Below are 13,596 nucleotides of genomic sequence, written 5' to 3' on the forward strand. Positions count from 1 at the left end.
GGCGGCTGCGGGGCGGGCGGGCTCGGTCACGTCGAGACGGGATCGGTGTCCCGGTGAGATCGGTGGTCCGGGCGGAATCAGTGGGAGGCCGCCACGTCGGCGGCCGCGGCGCGTACGCCGTCGCGGGTGATGGTGGTCAGCAACTCGACGACCCGGGCGGTGAAGTCGTCCCGCTCGGCGAGCGCCTCGGGGAAGAAGCCGCCCGCCATGACGCGGTGCACGTGGTCGCCGGTCGTCACGGCACCGTCGACGGCCGCGGCGAGCCGCTCGCGGGCCGGTTCCGCGATCCGTGCCGAGAGCGGGTCCGGGGTGAAGCCCGCGGGCGGGGCGACGCACGCGAGCCACGCGGCGGTGCACAGGGCGAGGTGGTGGGGCATCCGGCCCTTCCGGAGGTGGAACAGCGCCGCGTCGGGGATGCGCTGGAGCAGCTTGACGGAACCGTCGGAGCCGACCTGCGTGGTCGCATGGCCGATGAGCGGGTTGCGCCACCGGGCGTCCAGTTCGGACACGTACGCGTCGGGGTCGAATCCGGTGGGCGGGGTGAAGGTCGGCAGGTAGTCGTGGGCGATGCCGCCAAGCACCGCCTCCCGGACGAAGTCCTGCCCCCACGCCGTGTCGATCGTGGGCGCGCCGCAGAGGATGCCGAGGTAGGCGATGAGCGAGTGCGATCCGTTGAGGAGCCGCAGCTTCACCATCTCGTACGCCTCGATCTCGGTCGAGAACGTCACGCCCGCCAGGTCCCACGCCGGACGGCCGCCCGCGAAGTCGTCCTCGAGGACCCACATGCTGAAGTCCTCGGCGGGCACGGGACAGCGGTCGGTGACGCCCAGCAGGTCCGCGACGCGCCGCGAGTGCTCGTCGGTCGTCTTCGGCACGATGCGGTCGACCATGCCGTTCGGGAACGACACCGACGAGGACACGAAGGACAGTACGTCGTCGCTCGCGCCCGCGGCGCCGAGGAACTCCTCGATCACGGCACGCGTGACGTCGCCGTTGGACTGCAGGTTGTCGCACGAGACCACGGCCAGCGGCTCACCGGACACCGCCCGCCGTTCGAGACCGCGCGCGATCATGCCCATCGCGGTGCGCGGCGTCGCCCCGCCTGCGAGGTCCGCGGCGACGTCGGGGTGGTCGAGCGCCAGCCTGCCGGTCGCCGGGTCGCGCGTGTAGCCGACCTCGGACACGGTGAGCGAGACGATCCGGTGGGCGGGGTCGGCGATCGCGGCAACGACGGCCTCCGGGTCGTGGGCCGCCACTCCGGTGTCGCGGTGGACGTCGACGAGGCCTGCGCGCGTGCCACCCTCGGTGAGCTGCAAGATCGAGTAGACGTTGTCCTGCGCGCGCATCGGCGCGACGACCCGGTCCGAGGAGTGCGCGAACCCGCGAATGCCCCAGTCGCCACCGGCCGCGGCCATCGCCTGCGCGGTGTAGACGGCGCCGTGTGCGCGGTGGAAGTTGCCCAGGCCGAGGTGGACGATGCCCGTCCGGTCCGGTGCGGACGCTCCGATGAGCGATCCCGCTACCGCGCTGCTCCGCCCGAGTGGCTGTGTCATGACGTCCTTGTCCTTCCGCGACTCGCGTCCGGTGCGTTCCCGACCCGCCTCGTCGCGTTTCACATCGCGAACCGGTCGTTTTGCATGTCGGACCATAAGCTAAACTCGCACTGAACGCGACGCAATACCGGCCCCCGCGACAATGGAGCCATGGAGACCGAACCCACATCGGAAACGCCGCCCGTGACGAGCCTCGACCGCGCGCTCGTCGTGCTCGAGACGGTCGCCGACGCCGGACCGGAAGGCATGGCGCTGGGCGAAATCGCGGCCCGCACCGGCATCAACAAGGGATCGGTCCACCGCCTGCTCCGGGGTCTCGCACACCGCGAGTACGTCATGCGCGACGGCGACGACCGCAACTACGTCCTCGGCGAGGCACTGCGGCGGATCGTGCGGACCTTCGGAGCGGAGGAGAACCTGCCGCTGCTGTTCCGGCCGCTGCTGCTCGAACTGTCCCGCCGCACGGAGGAGCTCGTCCACCTGGGCATGCTCGACGGGCGCCGCGTCGTCTACCTCGACAAGATCGAGCCCGAACGTTCCGTGCGCGTGTGGTCACGCATCGGCAGGCGCGCGCACATCGCGAGCACCGCGCTGGGACGCGCGCTCGTCGCCACCGCTCCCCCGAGCGACTCGCTGCTGGCGAGCTACGTCGAGGAGGCCGACCCCGAAGGACGGCACGCCACGCTCGCGGACCGGTTCCGGGCTGCGGTGGACTCCGCGCGCGCCCTGGGGTGGGCCGTCGAGAACGAGGAGAACGAACCCGGCATCGCGTGCGTCGGCGTGGCACTCACGTCCGCGACCGGGCAGGACGTCGCGATCAGCGTCACCGGCCCCGCGGACCGCATGACCACCGATCGACTCGCCGAGGTCGGCGCACTCGTCCGCGCGCTCGCCGCCGACCTCGCGCCGGAGGAGTACACACTTGCCCCGGCCACCGGTTGAGGACCGCCACCGCGCGCCCGTGGGCCGCGGTCAGCCGATGGCCGCGCCGCCGCACACCTTCAGCACCTGGCCCGTCACGTAGCCCGCACCCGGTCCCGCCAGGTAGCCCACCGCCGCGGCGACCTCCTCCGGCGTTCCCATCCGCTTGATCACCTGGTCGTCCAGCGCGTAGGCGACGTCGGCGGTCAGTGAAGTCGCGATCGGACCCGGCGCGACCGAGTTGCACGTGATCCCGTGGGCGCCGAGTTCCTTGGCGAGCCACTTGGTCAGGGCGATCACGCCGCCTTTCGACGCCGCGTACGCGGGACCGGAACGTCCGCCACCGTCACCGCCCGAACGCGGCCCTCCCATGATCCCGGAGATCGAGCTGACGTTGACGATCCGTCCGTGTCCCCGCGCCGCCATGTGGGGTTCGGCGGCGCGGCAGTACAGGAACATTCCGCGCAGGTTGGTGTCGAGGTCGCGGTACCACTCGTCGGCTGTGAGCGTGTCCAACCCGCTGCGGCTCGCGGTGCCCGCGTTGTTGACCAGGACGTCGAGCGACCCGAACTCCTCGACGGTGCGGTCCACAGACGCGCGCACGGCGTCCTCGTCACGCACGTCGACCGTGCGGTACCGCACCCGCTGCTCCGGGAACTCCGCAGCGAGGGCCGTCACCTCGGCCGCCGCCTCGGCGAGGTCGACCACCACCACGTGGGCGCCCTGCCCGGCCAGGCCGCGAGCCACGGCCAGCCCGATCCCACGTGCGCCGCCGGTGACGAGGGCGACCCGGCCGGTGAGGTCGAACGGATTCACGATCGCGCCCTTTCCCTAGAAGCCCAGCAGATCCGGGAGCCAGTTCGACAGCGCGGGCACGTACGCGACGAGCAGCAGCACGACCAACCCTGCGGCGAAGAACGGGCGGATACCCTTCACGACCTCGGCCAGCGGCACCTTGGCGATCCCGGCCGCCACGAACAGGTTGACGCCCACGGGCGGGGTGACCAGCCCGAGCGCCAGGTTCACGACCATCATCACGCCGATGGTCGTCACGTCGACGCCCGCTTCGAGCAGTACCGGCGCGATGATCGGGACGAACAGGTACAGCGCCGACACGGCGTCGATGAACGCGCCGACGATCAGCAGTACCGCGATGGCCAGCAACACGATCAGCACGCTGTTGCCGGTCAGCCCGAGCAACGCGTCGGACAGGTTCTCGGCGATCTCGTTGACCGTCACCACGTAGGCGAACACCGAGGCCGCGCCCACGATCAGCATCACGACCGCCGACTGCGCCGCCGCCGTGACGAGGATCCGGTACAGCTGCCGCGGCGTGATCTCCCGGTACACGAACAGGCCGACGAGCAACGCGTAGACCGCCGCGACCACGGCCGATTCGGTCGGCGTGACGACGCCGCCGTAGATGCCGCCGAGAATGATCAGCGGGACGAGTAGCCCCGGGATCGCCTTGCCGAACGACGCGGCGAAGCGCTGCGGTCCGACGTGCTCGCCGCCGTCGCTGCCGTCGCCGTGCTTGCCGTCGCCGTCGCCGTGCTCGCCGTTGCCACCCTCGTTGCCGTCGTCGTCGCCGACGAGCACGGCGGTCCCGCCGCCCGTCCGCCCCTCGGCCGCGTCGCCGCCGGAGCCGCCGGAACCGCCGGCCGTGACCGTCGCGGGCCGGGTCCTCGGCAGCAGCAGGCTCGCCACGACGAGTGCGGCCGCGAGCAGGATGCCGGGCACGATGCCGGCGACGAACAGCCGCACGATCGACACCCCCGCGTAGTCGCTGACGACCACGGCGAAGATGATGAAGGCGACACTGGGCGGCACGATGATGCCCATCGAACCCGCACTGGCGAGCAGGGACGTCGCGTGCCGCGCCGCGTAGCCCTGGCGGATCAGCGCCGGGATGAGGATCGACCCGATGGCCGCCACCGTCGCGGGACCCGACCCCGAGATGGCGGAGAAGAAGAACGCGGCGATGATGACGACGATCGCCAGCCCGTGCTTGCGTCCGCCCACACAGGCGTGCGCGAAGTCCACGAGCCTGCGCGAGATGCCCGCGTACTCCATGATCACGCCCGCGAGGATGAAGAACGGGATCGCCAGCAACGTCTCCGACGCCACGGAGGCGGTGAACACGTTGGGCACGATCGACAGCTCCCCGAAACCGCCCATGGCCACCAGCGAGACGCAGGCCGCCACCCCGAGCGAGAACGCGACGGGAACTCCCAGCAGCAGCAACACGAAGAAGCTGCCGAACAGCACGACACCGATCACCGGTCGGCCTCCTCACTCGGCTGCGAATCCACTGTGGACCTGCGGAAGCCGGCCCGGGCCGCCTGCACGGTGCGATAGGCACCGAACAGCGCACCCACCGGAAGGGCGGCGGTGAACAACCATTGCGGCACCCGGATCGACGGTGTCGCCCTCCCGCTGTCCAGCTGCCCGACCACCATGTCGACGCCGAAGTACAGCAACACGGCCAGGAACGTCAGGATCGCGATGGTGATCACCACCGTCATGGCCTGCCGCACGAGGCCGGTGGCCTTCTCGTGGAGTGCGCTGAACCCCAGGTGGGCGCCTTCCCGCAATCCGATCACGGCGCCCATCATCACCATCCACACCGCAAGGTTCACGGTGAGCTCCGCGGTGAAGGCCAGCGAGGCGTTGAGGAAGTAGCGGCTGATGACGTTGACGAACGCGACCACCGCGACGATCGCGAACGGAACGGCGGCCAGCACGTTCTCCGCGGTCGTGAGCACGCGTTCCGGCGTGGACTTCTGCATCGCTCAGCGCTCCGGGCTCACGGCGCGGACCATCTCGGATCCCCACACGGATTCGTAGGCGTCGTACAGCGGCCGCACCGCCGCGCGGAAACGGGCGATCTGGGAGTCGGTGAGCTCGGTCGTGTTCATCAGCGCCGACTGCTCGTCGATCTGCTGCTGTTCGAGTCCCCGATTCGTCTCGATCTGGAACGCGTTCGCGTCGGCCGCGGCCCGTTCCACGATCGCGCGGTCCTCGGGGCTCAGCGACCGGAACAGGTCCTGGTTCATCCCGAGGATCAGGGGGTCGTAGACGTAGTTCCACACCGTCAGATGCCGCTGGACCTCGGCGAGCCCCGCCGACGAGATGACGTCCATCGGGTTCTCCTGCCCCTCGATCGTGCCCTGTTGGAGCGAGGTGAACACCTCGGAGAAGTTCATCGTCGTCGGGTTGGCGCCGAGCCCGCGGAAGATGTCGGTGAACATCCCGATCCCGGGGATGCGGACCTTGATCCCCGCCAGGTCCGCGGGCTTCTCGACCGGGCGGACGTTGTTGGTCAGCTGACGGAAGCCGCTCTCACCGAAACCGAGCATCGTCACGCCGAATTCGGAGGACAACTTCTCGTAGGCCTCGACCGCGCCGCTGTTCAGGGCACGGTCCGCCTCGTCGTAGTCCCGGTACAGGAACGGGGCGTTGATCGCACCGAACCGCGGGTCGATGCCCGCGTAGATGATGGTCGAGTTGTAGGAGAAGTCCTTGTCGCCGTTCATCAGCTGTTCGACGCCTGCGGCAGGGTCGCCCGCGGACAACTGTTCGCCGGTGAACACGCGGAGCTTCATCCGCCCGCCGGATTCGCGCGACAGCGTCTCGGCGAACCGCTGCGCCGCTTTGTACCAGGTGGAGGACTCCCCGACCGTGACGGTCATGTCCCAGGTGTAGACCGGTGCGTTCGGCGTGGCCGTCACCGAGCCGCATGCGCCGAGCACCAGGCAGGCCAGTAGTGCGACGGCGCCGCGAAGGCGCTTCGACATCATTGTCCGTTTCTCCTCGTCCGCCCCGGAGGGGCTCACCGATATTGAGAGAAGCCGATCAGCGATGTCAATGTGCGTTCGAGATCGGTGGTCCACGATGTGGACCATTGCGAAACCGGTTCGGCCGACCCATGATGGCTGGTGTGAGCGCCAACGCCGACGCGCAGCGTCCCGCAGCGCCGCCTCCCGACCACGGACGCGCGGCCCGTAGGTCCGCATCATGGACCATCGCTCACACCGCCGACGAGGCCGACCGGCCGTCCGGGTCGCAGAGCATCCAGCGGGCTCTCGTGCTGCTGAACCTCGTGGGCGTGCTGGCACGCGACCGCCCGGAAGGGGTCACGCTCGCCGAACTCACGCGTGTCAGCGGACGCCCCAAGGCGAGCGTGCGCAGGGTGCTCGTCGCACTCGTCGCCGAGGGATACGTCGAACAGGATCCCGACACGGCGTGCTACCGCCTCGGCCTGCAAGCGGGCGTGCTCGGCGAACTGGCGGGCCACCGCGACGACGACCTCGGAGAGGCGAGCACCGACAGTCTCATCCGGGTCGCCGACACCTCCACCGACACGACGTTCCTGACCGTGCGCCACGGCAGCTACGGCGTGTGCACGCGCAGGCAGGAGGGGCCCGGCCCGATCCGCAACTACGCACTCGCCGTCGGCGACCGGCATCCGCTCGGCATCGGCGCGGGCAGCCTGGCGATCCTCAGCGCACTGTCCGATGAGGACATCGACGACGTACTGGCCTCGACGGCCACGACCCGGGGCCATTACCCCGGATTCGACGACGAGACGCTCCGCGACCTCGTGCACCGGTCGCGTCAGGACGGATACGCACTGAACGACGGCCGGGTCATCGCCGGGTCGTGGGCACTCGGCGTCGCCGTGCACGACGCCGCGGACCGGCCGGTCGCCGCCCTCAGCGTCGCCGGTATCGCCGAGCGCTTCGACCCGCCACGGCGTGACGAGCTCGCCGCGCTGTTGCACACCGAGGCCCGATCGATCCACGCCGCACTCACCCGTTCCCAGGAGTCCCGACCCGTGAGAGGACGACCATGACAGCCACCCCCGCGATCATCGGCTGGGCGCATTCCCGGTTCGGCAAGGCGCCGGAACCGGACGTCGAAGCGCTGCTGGCCGGCGTCACCGGCGCGGCCGTCGAGCATGCGGGCGTCGCGCCCGGAGACGTCGACGGGCTCTTCGTCGGCGTGTTCAACGGCGGGTTCTCCCGCCAGGGATTCGAGGCGGGCCTCGTCGGTGCGGGCCGTCCCGAACTGGCGACCGTGCCCGCGGTGCACACCGAGAACGCCTGCGCGACCGGGTCGTCGGCCCTGTTCACGGCACTCGACTTCGTGCAGTCGGGCCGCGGCCGGATCGCGCTCGTCGCCGGCGCGGAGAAGATGACGGCCGCCGAGGCCGAGGTCGTGAACGACGCGCTGCTGACCGCCTCCTACCGCAAGGAGGAGGAGCAGGCAGGCAGCTTCGCCGGGGTGTTCGCCGGCATCGCCCGTGACTACTTCGAGCGGTACGGCGACCACCGCGACACGCTCGCCCGTATCGCCGCGAAGAACCACCGCAACGGCGTCGGCAACCCGTACGCGCACCTGCGCAAGGACCTCGGCTTCGAGTTCTGCGCCGAGGTGTCGGACCGGAACCCGTTCGTCGCCGATCCGCTCCGCCGCACGGACTGCTCGCTGGTCTCCGACGGCGCCGCCGCGCTCGTCGTGGCGTCGGCGGACGTCGCGGCGACCGCACCCCGCGCCGTGGGCTGGCGCGGCAGGGCCCACGCCAACGACCACCTGCCGCTGAGTCGCCGGGACGACGTGCTCGCCTTCGCGGGCGCCCGGTCGGCGTTCACCGGAGCCACGGACGAGGCGGGTGCCGCGCTGTCCGATCTGGACCTCATCGAGACGCACGACTGCTTCACCGTCGCCGAGCTGGTGCAGTACGAGGCGTTCGGTCTGGCCGAGCCGGGCAAGGGTGCCACCGTCGTCGACTCCGGACGCACGGAACGCGACGGCGAGCTGCCGGTCAACCCGTCGGGCGGGCTCAAGTCGAAAGGGCACCCCATCGGCGCGACGGGGGTGTCGCAGCACATCATGGCCGCGTTGCAGTTGACGGGCGAGGCGGGCGACATGCAGGTCCCCGGTGCCGAACTCGCCGCGGTGTTCAACATGGGCGGCGTCGCGGTCGCCAACTACTGCTCGGTGCTGGAGCGGGTGCGATGACGCTGCGCGCCGTGAACCTGGCCCACCTGCTGACCGCCACATCCACCCGACTGCCCGACCGCGAGGCCGTCGTGTCCGGTTCCACCCGCCTCGCCTGGCGGGACGTGGACGCGCGCGCGTCCGCGGTCGCCGCCGAGCTCCGCCGCCGAGGCATCGGCCGTGGGGACGCCGTGCTGGTGCACTCCCCCAACCACCTCGAGTTCGTCGCGGTGATGTTCGGCGTGTGGCGTGCGGGCGCCGTGTTCGCCCCGGCCAACTTCCGCCTGACCCCCGCCGAGGTCGCCGGGCTCGCCGAACTGACGACGCCGAGCGCGCTGATCTGCCATGTGGACTACGCCGGCCACGCGACTGCCGTCGCCGAGGCCGCGGACCTGACCGGGGGCACGCTGTGGATCGGCGCCGCGGCCGACGCCGACGGCGCCGTGGCCGGCCTACCCGACCAGGACGAGCGCGAACCGGACGAACCGGTGTGGAACGGCGATCACGCGTGGTACTTCTTCACCTCCGGCACCAGCGGCAGGCCGAAGGCGGTCGTGCTGACCCACGACCAGCTCGGATTCGTCGTCAACAACCATCTCTGCGACCTGATGCCCGGCCTGGGTGCCGAGGACGCGCAGATCGTCGTGGCACCGCTGTCGCACGGTGCCGGCGTGCACCTGCTGCCGCAGGTGGCGCGGGGAGCGAAGACGGTACTGCCCACGTCCACCCGGCTGGATCCCGCGGAGATCTGGAGTCTCGTCGAGGCCGAGCGGGTCACCAACGCGTTCACCGTGCCGACCATCCTCACGACGTTGACCCAGGCACCCGAGGCGTCGCGCCACGACCTCGGTTCGCTGCGCTACGTCATCTATGCGGGCGCGCCGATGTACCGGGCGGACCAGCGGCGCGCCCGCGAGGTGCTCGGCGACGTGCTCGTCCAGTACTACGGCCTGGGCGAGGTCACCGGCAACATCACCGTGCTGCCTCCCGGTGAGCACGACCGGCCCTCGCCCGAGGGCGTGGAGTACGGCACCTGCGGCTATCCGCGCACCGGGATGCAGGTCAGCATCCAGGATTCCGACGGCACCGAACTGCCCACCGGCGGCCAGGGCGAGATCTGCGTGGCGGGTCCCGCGGTGTTCCCGGGATACCTGCGCAACGACGAGGCCGACGCGGAGTCGTTCCGCGACGGCTGGTTCCGCACCGGAGACCTGGGCATGGTCGACGCCGACGGCTACGTGTACGTCACGGGCAGGGCGTCCGACATGTTCATCTCCGGTGGGTCCAATGTGTATCCACGGGAGATCGAGGAACGGCTGCTGCACCATCCGGCGGTGGCCGAGGTCGCCGTCGTGGGGATGCCGGATCCGAAGTGGGGCGAGGTCGGCGTCGCGGTGTGTGTCGCCTCCGGCGGTCACGGCGCCGACGAGGACGAGCTCCGGTCGTGGCTCGGCGATGCGCTCGCGCGGTACAAGATCCCGAAGCGCTTCGTGTGGTGGGACGAGATCCCGAAGTCGGGCTACGGCAAGGTCGTCAAACGGACGATCAAGCAACGATTGGCGGCGTCGTGACGGCACAGCACTCCGCGGCACAGCACTCGACAGCCGAGCAGTTAACGGCCGAGCAGTTGACCGCGCGGCGGGCCGGGGTTCCACTGCAGCACCCCGGACCCCGCACGCCGGAACGCATCGCGGCGGTCCCGACGGGGGTGACGGTGGTGCGGGCCGAACTGCCGCCCGGGGCGAACGTCGTCGGCGAGCTGTGGCGGATCACCGAGGCCGCGGGGTGCCGCGCGGCGTGTGCCGAGCTGGCACACGGGTCGTTCGGCACGCTGCGCTACGTCCACCCGGCCGTCGGCGCGGAACGGCCCGCGTTCTACAGCGACACGATCGAACCCGCGGGGCCGTGCTTCGTGCTCGGCGGTTCCGCGACGGTCGGCACCCGCGAGGACCGCGCGTTCGCCCATCTCCACGCCACGTGGCTGGACGAGCACGGCCGGGTCCGCGGCGGTCACCTGTTGCCGGAGACGACGGTCGGCGACGCGGCGATCGAGGCGACGGTGCGGTTGCTCCACGACGCGGCGTACGTCAGCGACACGTGCCCGGAGACGTCGATGCCTGCGTTCACCCCGCACGCGCTCACTCCGCACACGTTCGCCCCGCACGCGCAGGCCGAACCGGCCACGACGCAGGCCGTCGCCGCGCGCATTCTGCCCGGCGAGGACCTGCACGACGCGGTGAGGACCGTTGCGGCGCGTGCCGGATTCGACTCGGCGGTGGTCCGCGCGAGCCTCGGCAGCGCGGTCGGTGCCCGCCTGCGTACCGGTCCCGGGCGGATCACGGAAGCGGACTGGCCCGCTACCGAGTTCACGTCGCTGACCGGCACCGTCCGGGCCGGTGACGCCATCCTCACCGCGACGTTGGTGGACCGCAACGGCGACGTCCATTCGGGACGAGTGCTGCCGGGGCAGAATCCGGTCGCGGTGACCTTCGAGCTGTACGTCGAACGCGCCGACGCCGCCCTGGCGGATCGCGGCGGCGCCCACACCACCGAGGAGGCGCAGGCATGACCACCGCCCCGAGACTCGCAGGACGGACGGCACTCGTGTTCGGCGGAGGCGGTGGTACCGACGGCGCGACCAACGGCCAGGCCGCGGCCGTGACCTACGCACGGCACGGAGCGTCGGTCGCCGTGGTCGACGTCAGCCGGGAGGCGGCGCAGCGGACCGTCGAGGCGATCCTCGCCGAGGGCGGCGAGGCGACGGCGATCACCGCCGACGTGACCGACGGGGATCAGGTCGCCGACGCCGTCGCGCGCGCCGCTGACACGTTCGGCCCCGCCGACGTCCTGCACAACAACGTCGGTGTCACGGTTCTGGGCGGCCCGATGGAGTTGAGTCTGGAGCAGTGGCGCCGCGCATTCGCGCTCAATGTGGACGGTGTGTTCCTGGCGTGCAAACACGTGCTACCAGCGATGCTGGAGCGTGGCGGCGGGGCGATCGTCAACGTCTCGTCGCTCGCGGCGCTGCGGCACGTCGGCTACGAGTACCCGGCGTACATGTCGGCGAAGGCCGCGGTGAACCAGGCGACCGTGTCGCTGGCGTTGACGTATGCCGACCGCGGCATCCGTGCCAACTCGGTCGCGCCGGGATTCATCGAGACGCCCCTGGTTCGCCAGCAGTTGGCGTCGCAGGCGGGATCGCTCGACGAGCTCATGGCGGCCCGGGACGCGGCGAGCCCCACGGGACGCATGGGCACCCCGTGGGACGTCGCCAACGCGAGCCTGTTCCTCGCCTCCGACGAGGCCGCCTACGTCAACGGGGTGTGCCTGCCCGTCGACGGTGGCCTGGCGATGACCTGCGCGCCCGGCTGAGCCGCGACCGACCCTGCCCCGTGACTACCCCTGACCCGCCGGTGGGGCGGGGAAGCCGCCGACGGCCTGTTCGAAGGCGCGGGCCACACGCAACACGGTGGCGTCCTCGAAGTGCCTCCCCACGATCATCATCCCGGCGGGCAATCCGCCGACCTGCTCGGTGGGCACGCTGCACGCCGGGTGACCGGTGGTGTTGAACGGCGCGGTGTTTCCGACCATCGACAGCGCCGTGTCGAGGTACTCGCCGAGCGGGACGTCGGCGGCGGGCAGGGTGCGCGCGGGATAGGGAACGGTCGGCATGACCAGCACGTCGAACCGCGTCAGCGCGGCGTCGTAGGCCGCCCGTGCCTCCCGCGCCAGGTGGCGCGCCATCGCGTAGTACCGGCCGCCGCCCTCCTCGAACGTGTAACGCCCCGACAGGCCGACGAGTTTGACCGTCTTCGACAGCTCGGCGCCGCGCTCCAGCCTGCCGCGGCCGTAGTGGGCGATCAGCTCGGGGTCGTAGAAGTCCTCCACGTTCATGCCGAACGCGTTACCGTCGAGCATCTGGTACGCCGCACCTTCGGTGGCGATGACGTTCCAGACGTGCATCACGTCGGTGTGCCACGGGATCGACACGTCGTCGGCGGACAGTCCCGCCGAACGCAGCACCTCCACGCCGTTCCGCACGGCCCGGTCGACCCCGGGATCGGACACCGGCGTGCCGAAGCCCTGCGACACGACCCCCACGCGCATGCCCGACGCGGACTCGCCGAGCGCCGACACGTAGTCCACACCGGAGATCTCCGTCGGCTGCCGGGGGTCGGCTCCGTCCACTCCGGCCAGGATGGCCAACATGCGCGCGGCGTCGTCGACCGTCCGGGTCATCGGTCCGAGGTGGTCGATCGTCCGCTCGATCGGGAACGCACCGGTGTACGGCACGAGACCGTGGGTGGGTTTGTGCCCCACGATGCCGCAGAACGCACTCGGCATCCGCACCGAACCGCCCTGGTCGCCGCCCAGCGCGAGATCCACCTCGCCGCTCGCGACGAGCGCCGCGCTCCCGCTGGACGACCCGCCCGCGTTGCGGCTTCCGTCCCACGGGTTGCGCACCGGACCCGGTTGCGACGTGAAACTGCCGCCGGAGAAACACAGGTCCTCGCACACCGACTTGCCCGCGATCGTCGCGCCCGCGCCGAGCAGCCGCGTCACCGCGGTCGCATCACGAGCCGGGACGAACCCTTCGACGGTGCGCGAACCGTTCATCATCGGCACACCGGACACGGCGACGTTGTCCTTGATCGCCACCGTCCGCCCGGCGAGCGGCCCCTGCTCCGATTCCCGCACGGACGTCGTCACGTGCCAGGCGCCCCACGGGTTGTCGTCGCCGGGATACGACCACGACCGCTGTTTCGGCTCGGGCGCGCTGCGCCGGTACAACTCCTCGACGGCCTCCGAATGCTCGAGGGTGCCGGCCACCGCCGGGCCGAACTCGTCGAGGTGGGCCTGCGACAGGCCGAACCGGAAGTGCTCGCTCAGTGCTGCCAACCGGGACCGGTCGGGCGGCGGCAACGGGGACGGAGACGGCGAGGGCATCGACAACACCTTCCTTTCGCCGCGGCGGCCGCCCCGGTACGGAGCGGATCGCGGACGGAGGCCGAACCGGCCGGTCGGGATGCGCGAACGCGTGCCCGACCCTAAGCGGCGCCGGACCCGGAGTAAAGCCACGTCACGGACGCCGGAGCGGCAGGACGTGGCCGCCGTCTCG

The 13,596-nt window shown here is 71.1% G+C and carries 12 protein-coding genes; 6 read left to right on the forward strand and 6 right to left on the reverse strand.

The window, feature by feature from the left end; genetic code table 11:
* Positions 1 to 77: 77 nt before the first annotated feature.
* Positions 78 to 1,553: a mannitol dehydrogenase family protein gene (locus tag LY13_RS13860; protein WP_253828834.1), complete on the reverse strand. Its 1,476-nt coding sequence runs from the start codon at positions 1,551 to 1,553 to the stop codon at positions 78 to 80.
* Positions 1,554 to 1,703: 150 nt separating this feature from the next.
* On the opposite strand from LY13_RS13860, the gene LY13_RS13865 reads away from it, so the two are divergent.
* Positions 1,704 to 2,495 (forward strand): IclR family transcriptional regulator, encoded by a 792-nt coding sequence (locus LY13_RS13865; protein ID WP_253828835.1) that lies wholly within the window; start codon positions 1,704 to 1,706, stop codon positions 2,493 to 2,495.
* A 30-nt stretch (positions 2,496 to 2,525) separates the two neighbouring features.
* On the opposite strand, the gene LY13_RS13870 is transcribed toward LY13_RS13865, so the two are convergent.
* From LY13_RS13870 to LY13_RS13885, 4 genes are read right to left on the reverse strand one after another with little or no spacing between them, the layout of a single operon-like run.
* Entirely contained in the window at positions 2,526 to 3,290 is a 765-nt protein-coding gene (locus LY13_RS13870) for an SDR family NAD(P)-dependent oxidoreductase (RefSeq protein ID WP_253828836.1), read from the reverse strand.
* Positions 3,291 to 3,305: 15 nt separating this feature from the next.
* Positions 3,306 to 4,754 carry a TRAP transporter large permease gene (locus LY13_RS13875; RefSeq protein WP_253828837.1) on the reverse strand — a complete coding sequence of 483 codons (1,449 nt, stop codon included), beginning with the start codon at positions 4,752 to 4,754 and terminating at the stop codon, positions 3,306 to 3,308.
* Positions 4,751 to 5,263 carry a TRAP transporter small permease gene (locus LY13_RS13880; protein ID WP_253828838.1) on the reverse strand — a complete coding sequence of 171 codons (513 nt, stop codon included), beginning with the start codon at positions 5,261 to 5,263 and terminating at the stop codon, positions 4,751 to 4,753. Before LY13_RS13880 ends, LY13_RS13875 begins: the two co-directional genes overlap by 4 nt.
* Positions 5,264 to 5,266: 3 nt before the next feature.
* On the reverse strand, positions 5,267 to 6,274 hold the full coding sequence (locus LY13_RS13885; RefSeq protein ID WP_253828839.1) for a DctP family TRAP transporter solute-binding subunit: 1,008 nt from the start codon (positions 6,272 to 6,274) through the stop codon (positions 5,267 to 5,269).
* 140 nt (positions 6,275 to 6,414) lie between these two features.
* Between LY13_RS13885 and LY13_RS13890 the strand changes: the two genes are divergently transcribed.
* The 5 genes from LY13_RS13890 to LY13_RS13910 are packed head-to-tail and all read left to right on the forward strand — an operon-like array spanning position 6,415 to position 11,849.
* Positions 6,415 to 7,329: an IclR family transcriptional regulator gene (locus tag LY13_RS13890; RefSeq protein ID WP_253828840.1), complete on the forward strand. Its 915-nt coding sequence runs from the start codon at positions 6,415 to 6,417 to the stop codon at positions 7,327 to 7,329.
* Positions 7,326 to 8,498: an acetyl-CoA acetyltransferase gene (locus LY13_RS13895; protein WP_253828841.1), complete on the forward strand. Its 1,173-nt coding sequence runs from the start codon at positions 7,326 to 7,328 to the stop codon at positions 8,496 to 8,498. The genes LY13_RS13890 and LY13_RS13895 overlap by 4 nt, the downstream gene beginning before the upstream one ends.
* A complete protein-coding gene (locus LY13_RS13900; RefSeq protein ID WP_253828842.1) occupies positions 8,495 to 10,048 on the forward strand; it encodes an AMP-binding protein in 1,554 nt (517 codons plus the stop codon). Before LY13_RS13895 ends, LY13_RS13900 begins: the two co-directional genes overlap by 4 nt.
* The gene (locus LY13_RS13905; RefSeq protein WP_253828843.1) at positions 10,045 to 11,046 is read left to right on the forward strand and encodes a PCC domain-containing protein; all 1,002 of its coding nucleotides are present in this window, start codon (positions 10,045 to 10,047) and stop codon (positions 11,044 to 11,046) included. Before LY13_RS13900 ends, LY13_RS13905 begins: the two co-directional genes overlap by 4 nt.
* Positions 11,043 to 11,849, forward strand: coding sequence for an SDR family NAD(P)-dependent oxidoreductase (locus LY13_RS13910; protein WP_253828844.1), 807 nt, complete (start codon positions 11,043 to 11,045; stop codon positions 11,847 to 11,849). The genes LY13_RS13905 and LY13_RS13910 overlap by 4 nt, the downstream gene beginning before the upstream one ends.
* A 24-nt stretch (positions 11,850 to 11,873) precedes the next feature.
* On the opposite strand, the gene LY13_RS13915 is transcribed toward LY13_RS13910, so the two are convergent.
* The gene (locus LY13_RS13915; RefSeq protein ID WP_253828845.1) at positions 11,874 to 13,424 is read right to left on the reverse strand and encodes an amidase; all 1,551 of its coding nucleotides are present in this window, start codon (positions 13,422 to 13,424) and stop codon (positions 11,874 to 11,876) included.
* Between the last annotated feature and the right edge of the window lie 172 nt (positions 13,425 to 13,596).

Origin of the sequence: Prauserella aidingensis (genome assembly GCF_024171865.1) — a bacterium.
In the GTDB taxonomy this organism is placed as follows: Bacteria; Actinomycetota; Actinomycetes; order Mycobacteriales; family Pseudonocardiaceae; genus Prauserella; species Prauserella aidingensis.

What these genes read in the sequence shown, in the direction of transcription:
- LY13_RS13860 (WP_253828834.1), bottom strand. Translation starts at nt 1,553, where the DNA reads ATGACACAGCCACTCGGGCGGAGCAGCGCGGTAGCGGGATCGCTCATC.
- LY13_RS13865 (WP_253828835.1), top strand. Translation starts at nt 1,704, where the DNA reads ATGGAGACCGAACCCACATCGGAAACGCCGCCCGTGACGAGCCTCGAC.
- LY13_RS13880 (WP_253828838.1), bottom strand. Translation starts at nt 5,263, where the DNA reads ATGCAGAAGTCCACGCCGGAACGCGTGCTCACGACCGCGGAGAACGTG.
- LY13_RS13885 (WP_253828839.1), bottom strand. Translation starts at nt 6,274, where the DNA reads ATGATGTCGAAGCGCCTTCGCGGCGCCGTCGCACTACTGGCCTGCCTG.
- LY13_RS13895 (WP_253828841.1), top strand. Translation starts at nt 7,326, where the DNA reads ATGACAGCCACCCCCGCGATCATCGGCTGGGCGCATTCCCGGTTCGGC.
- LY13_RS13900 (WP_253828842.1), top strand. Translation starts at nt 8,495, where the DNA reads ATGACGCTGCGCGCCGTGAACCTGGCCCACCTGCTGACCGCCACATCC.
- LY13_RS13910 (WP_253828844.1), top strand. Translation starts at nt 11,043, where the DNA reads ATGACCACCGCCCCGAGACTCGCAGGACGGACGGCACTCGTGTTCGGC.
- LY13_RS13915 (WP_253828845.1), bottom strand. Translation starts at nt 13,424, where the DNA reads ATGCCCTCGCCGTCTCCGTCCCCGTTGCCGCCGCCCGACCGGTCCCGG.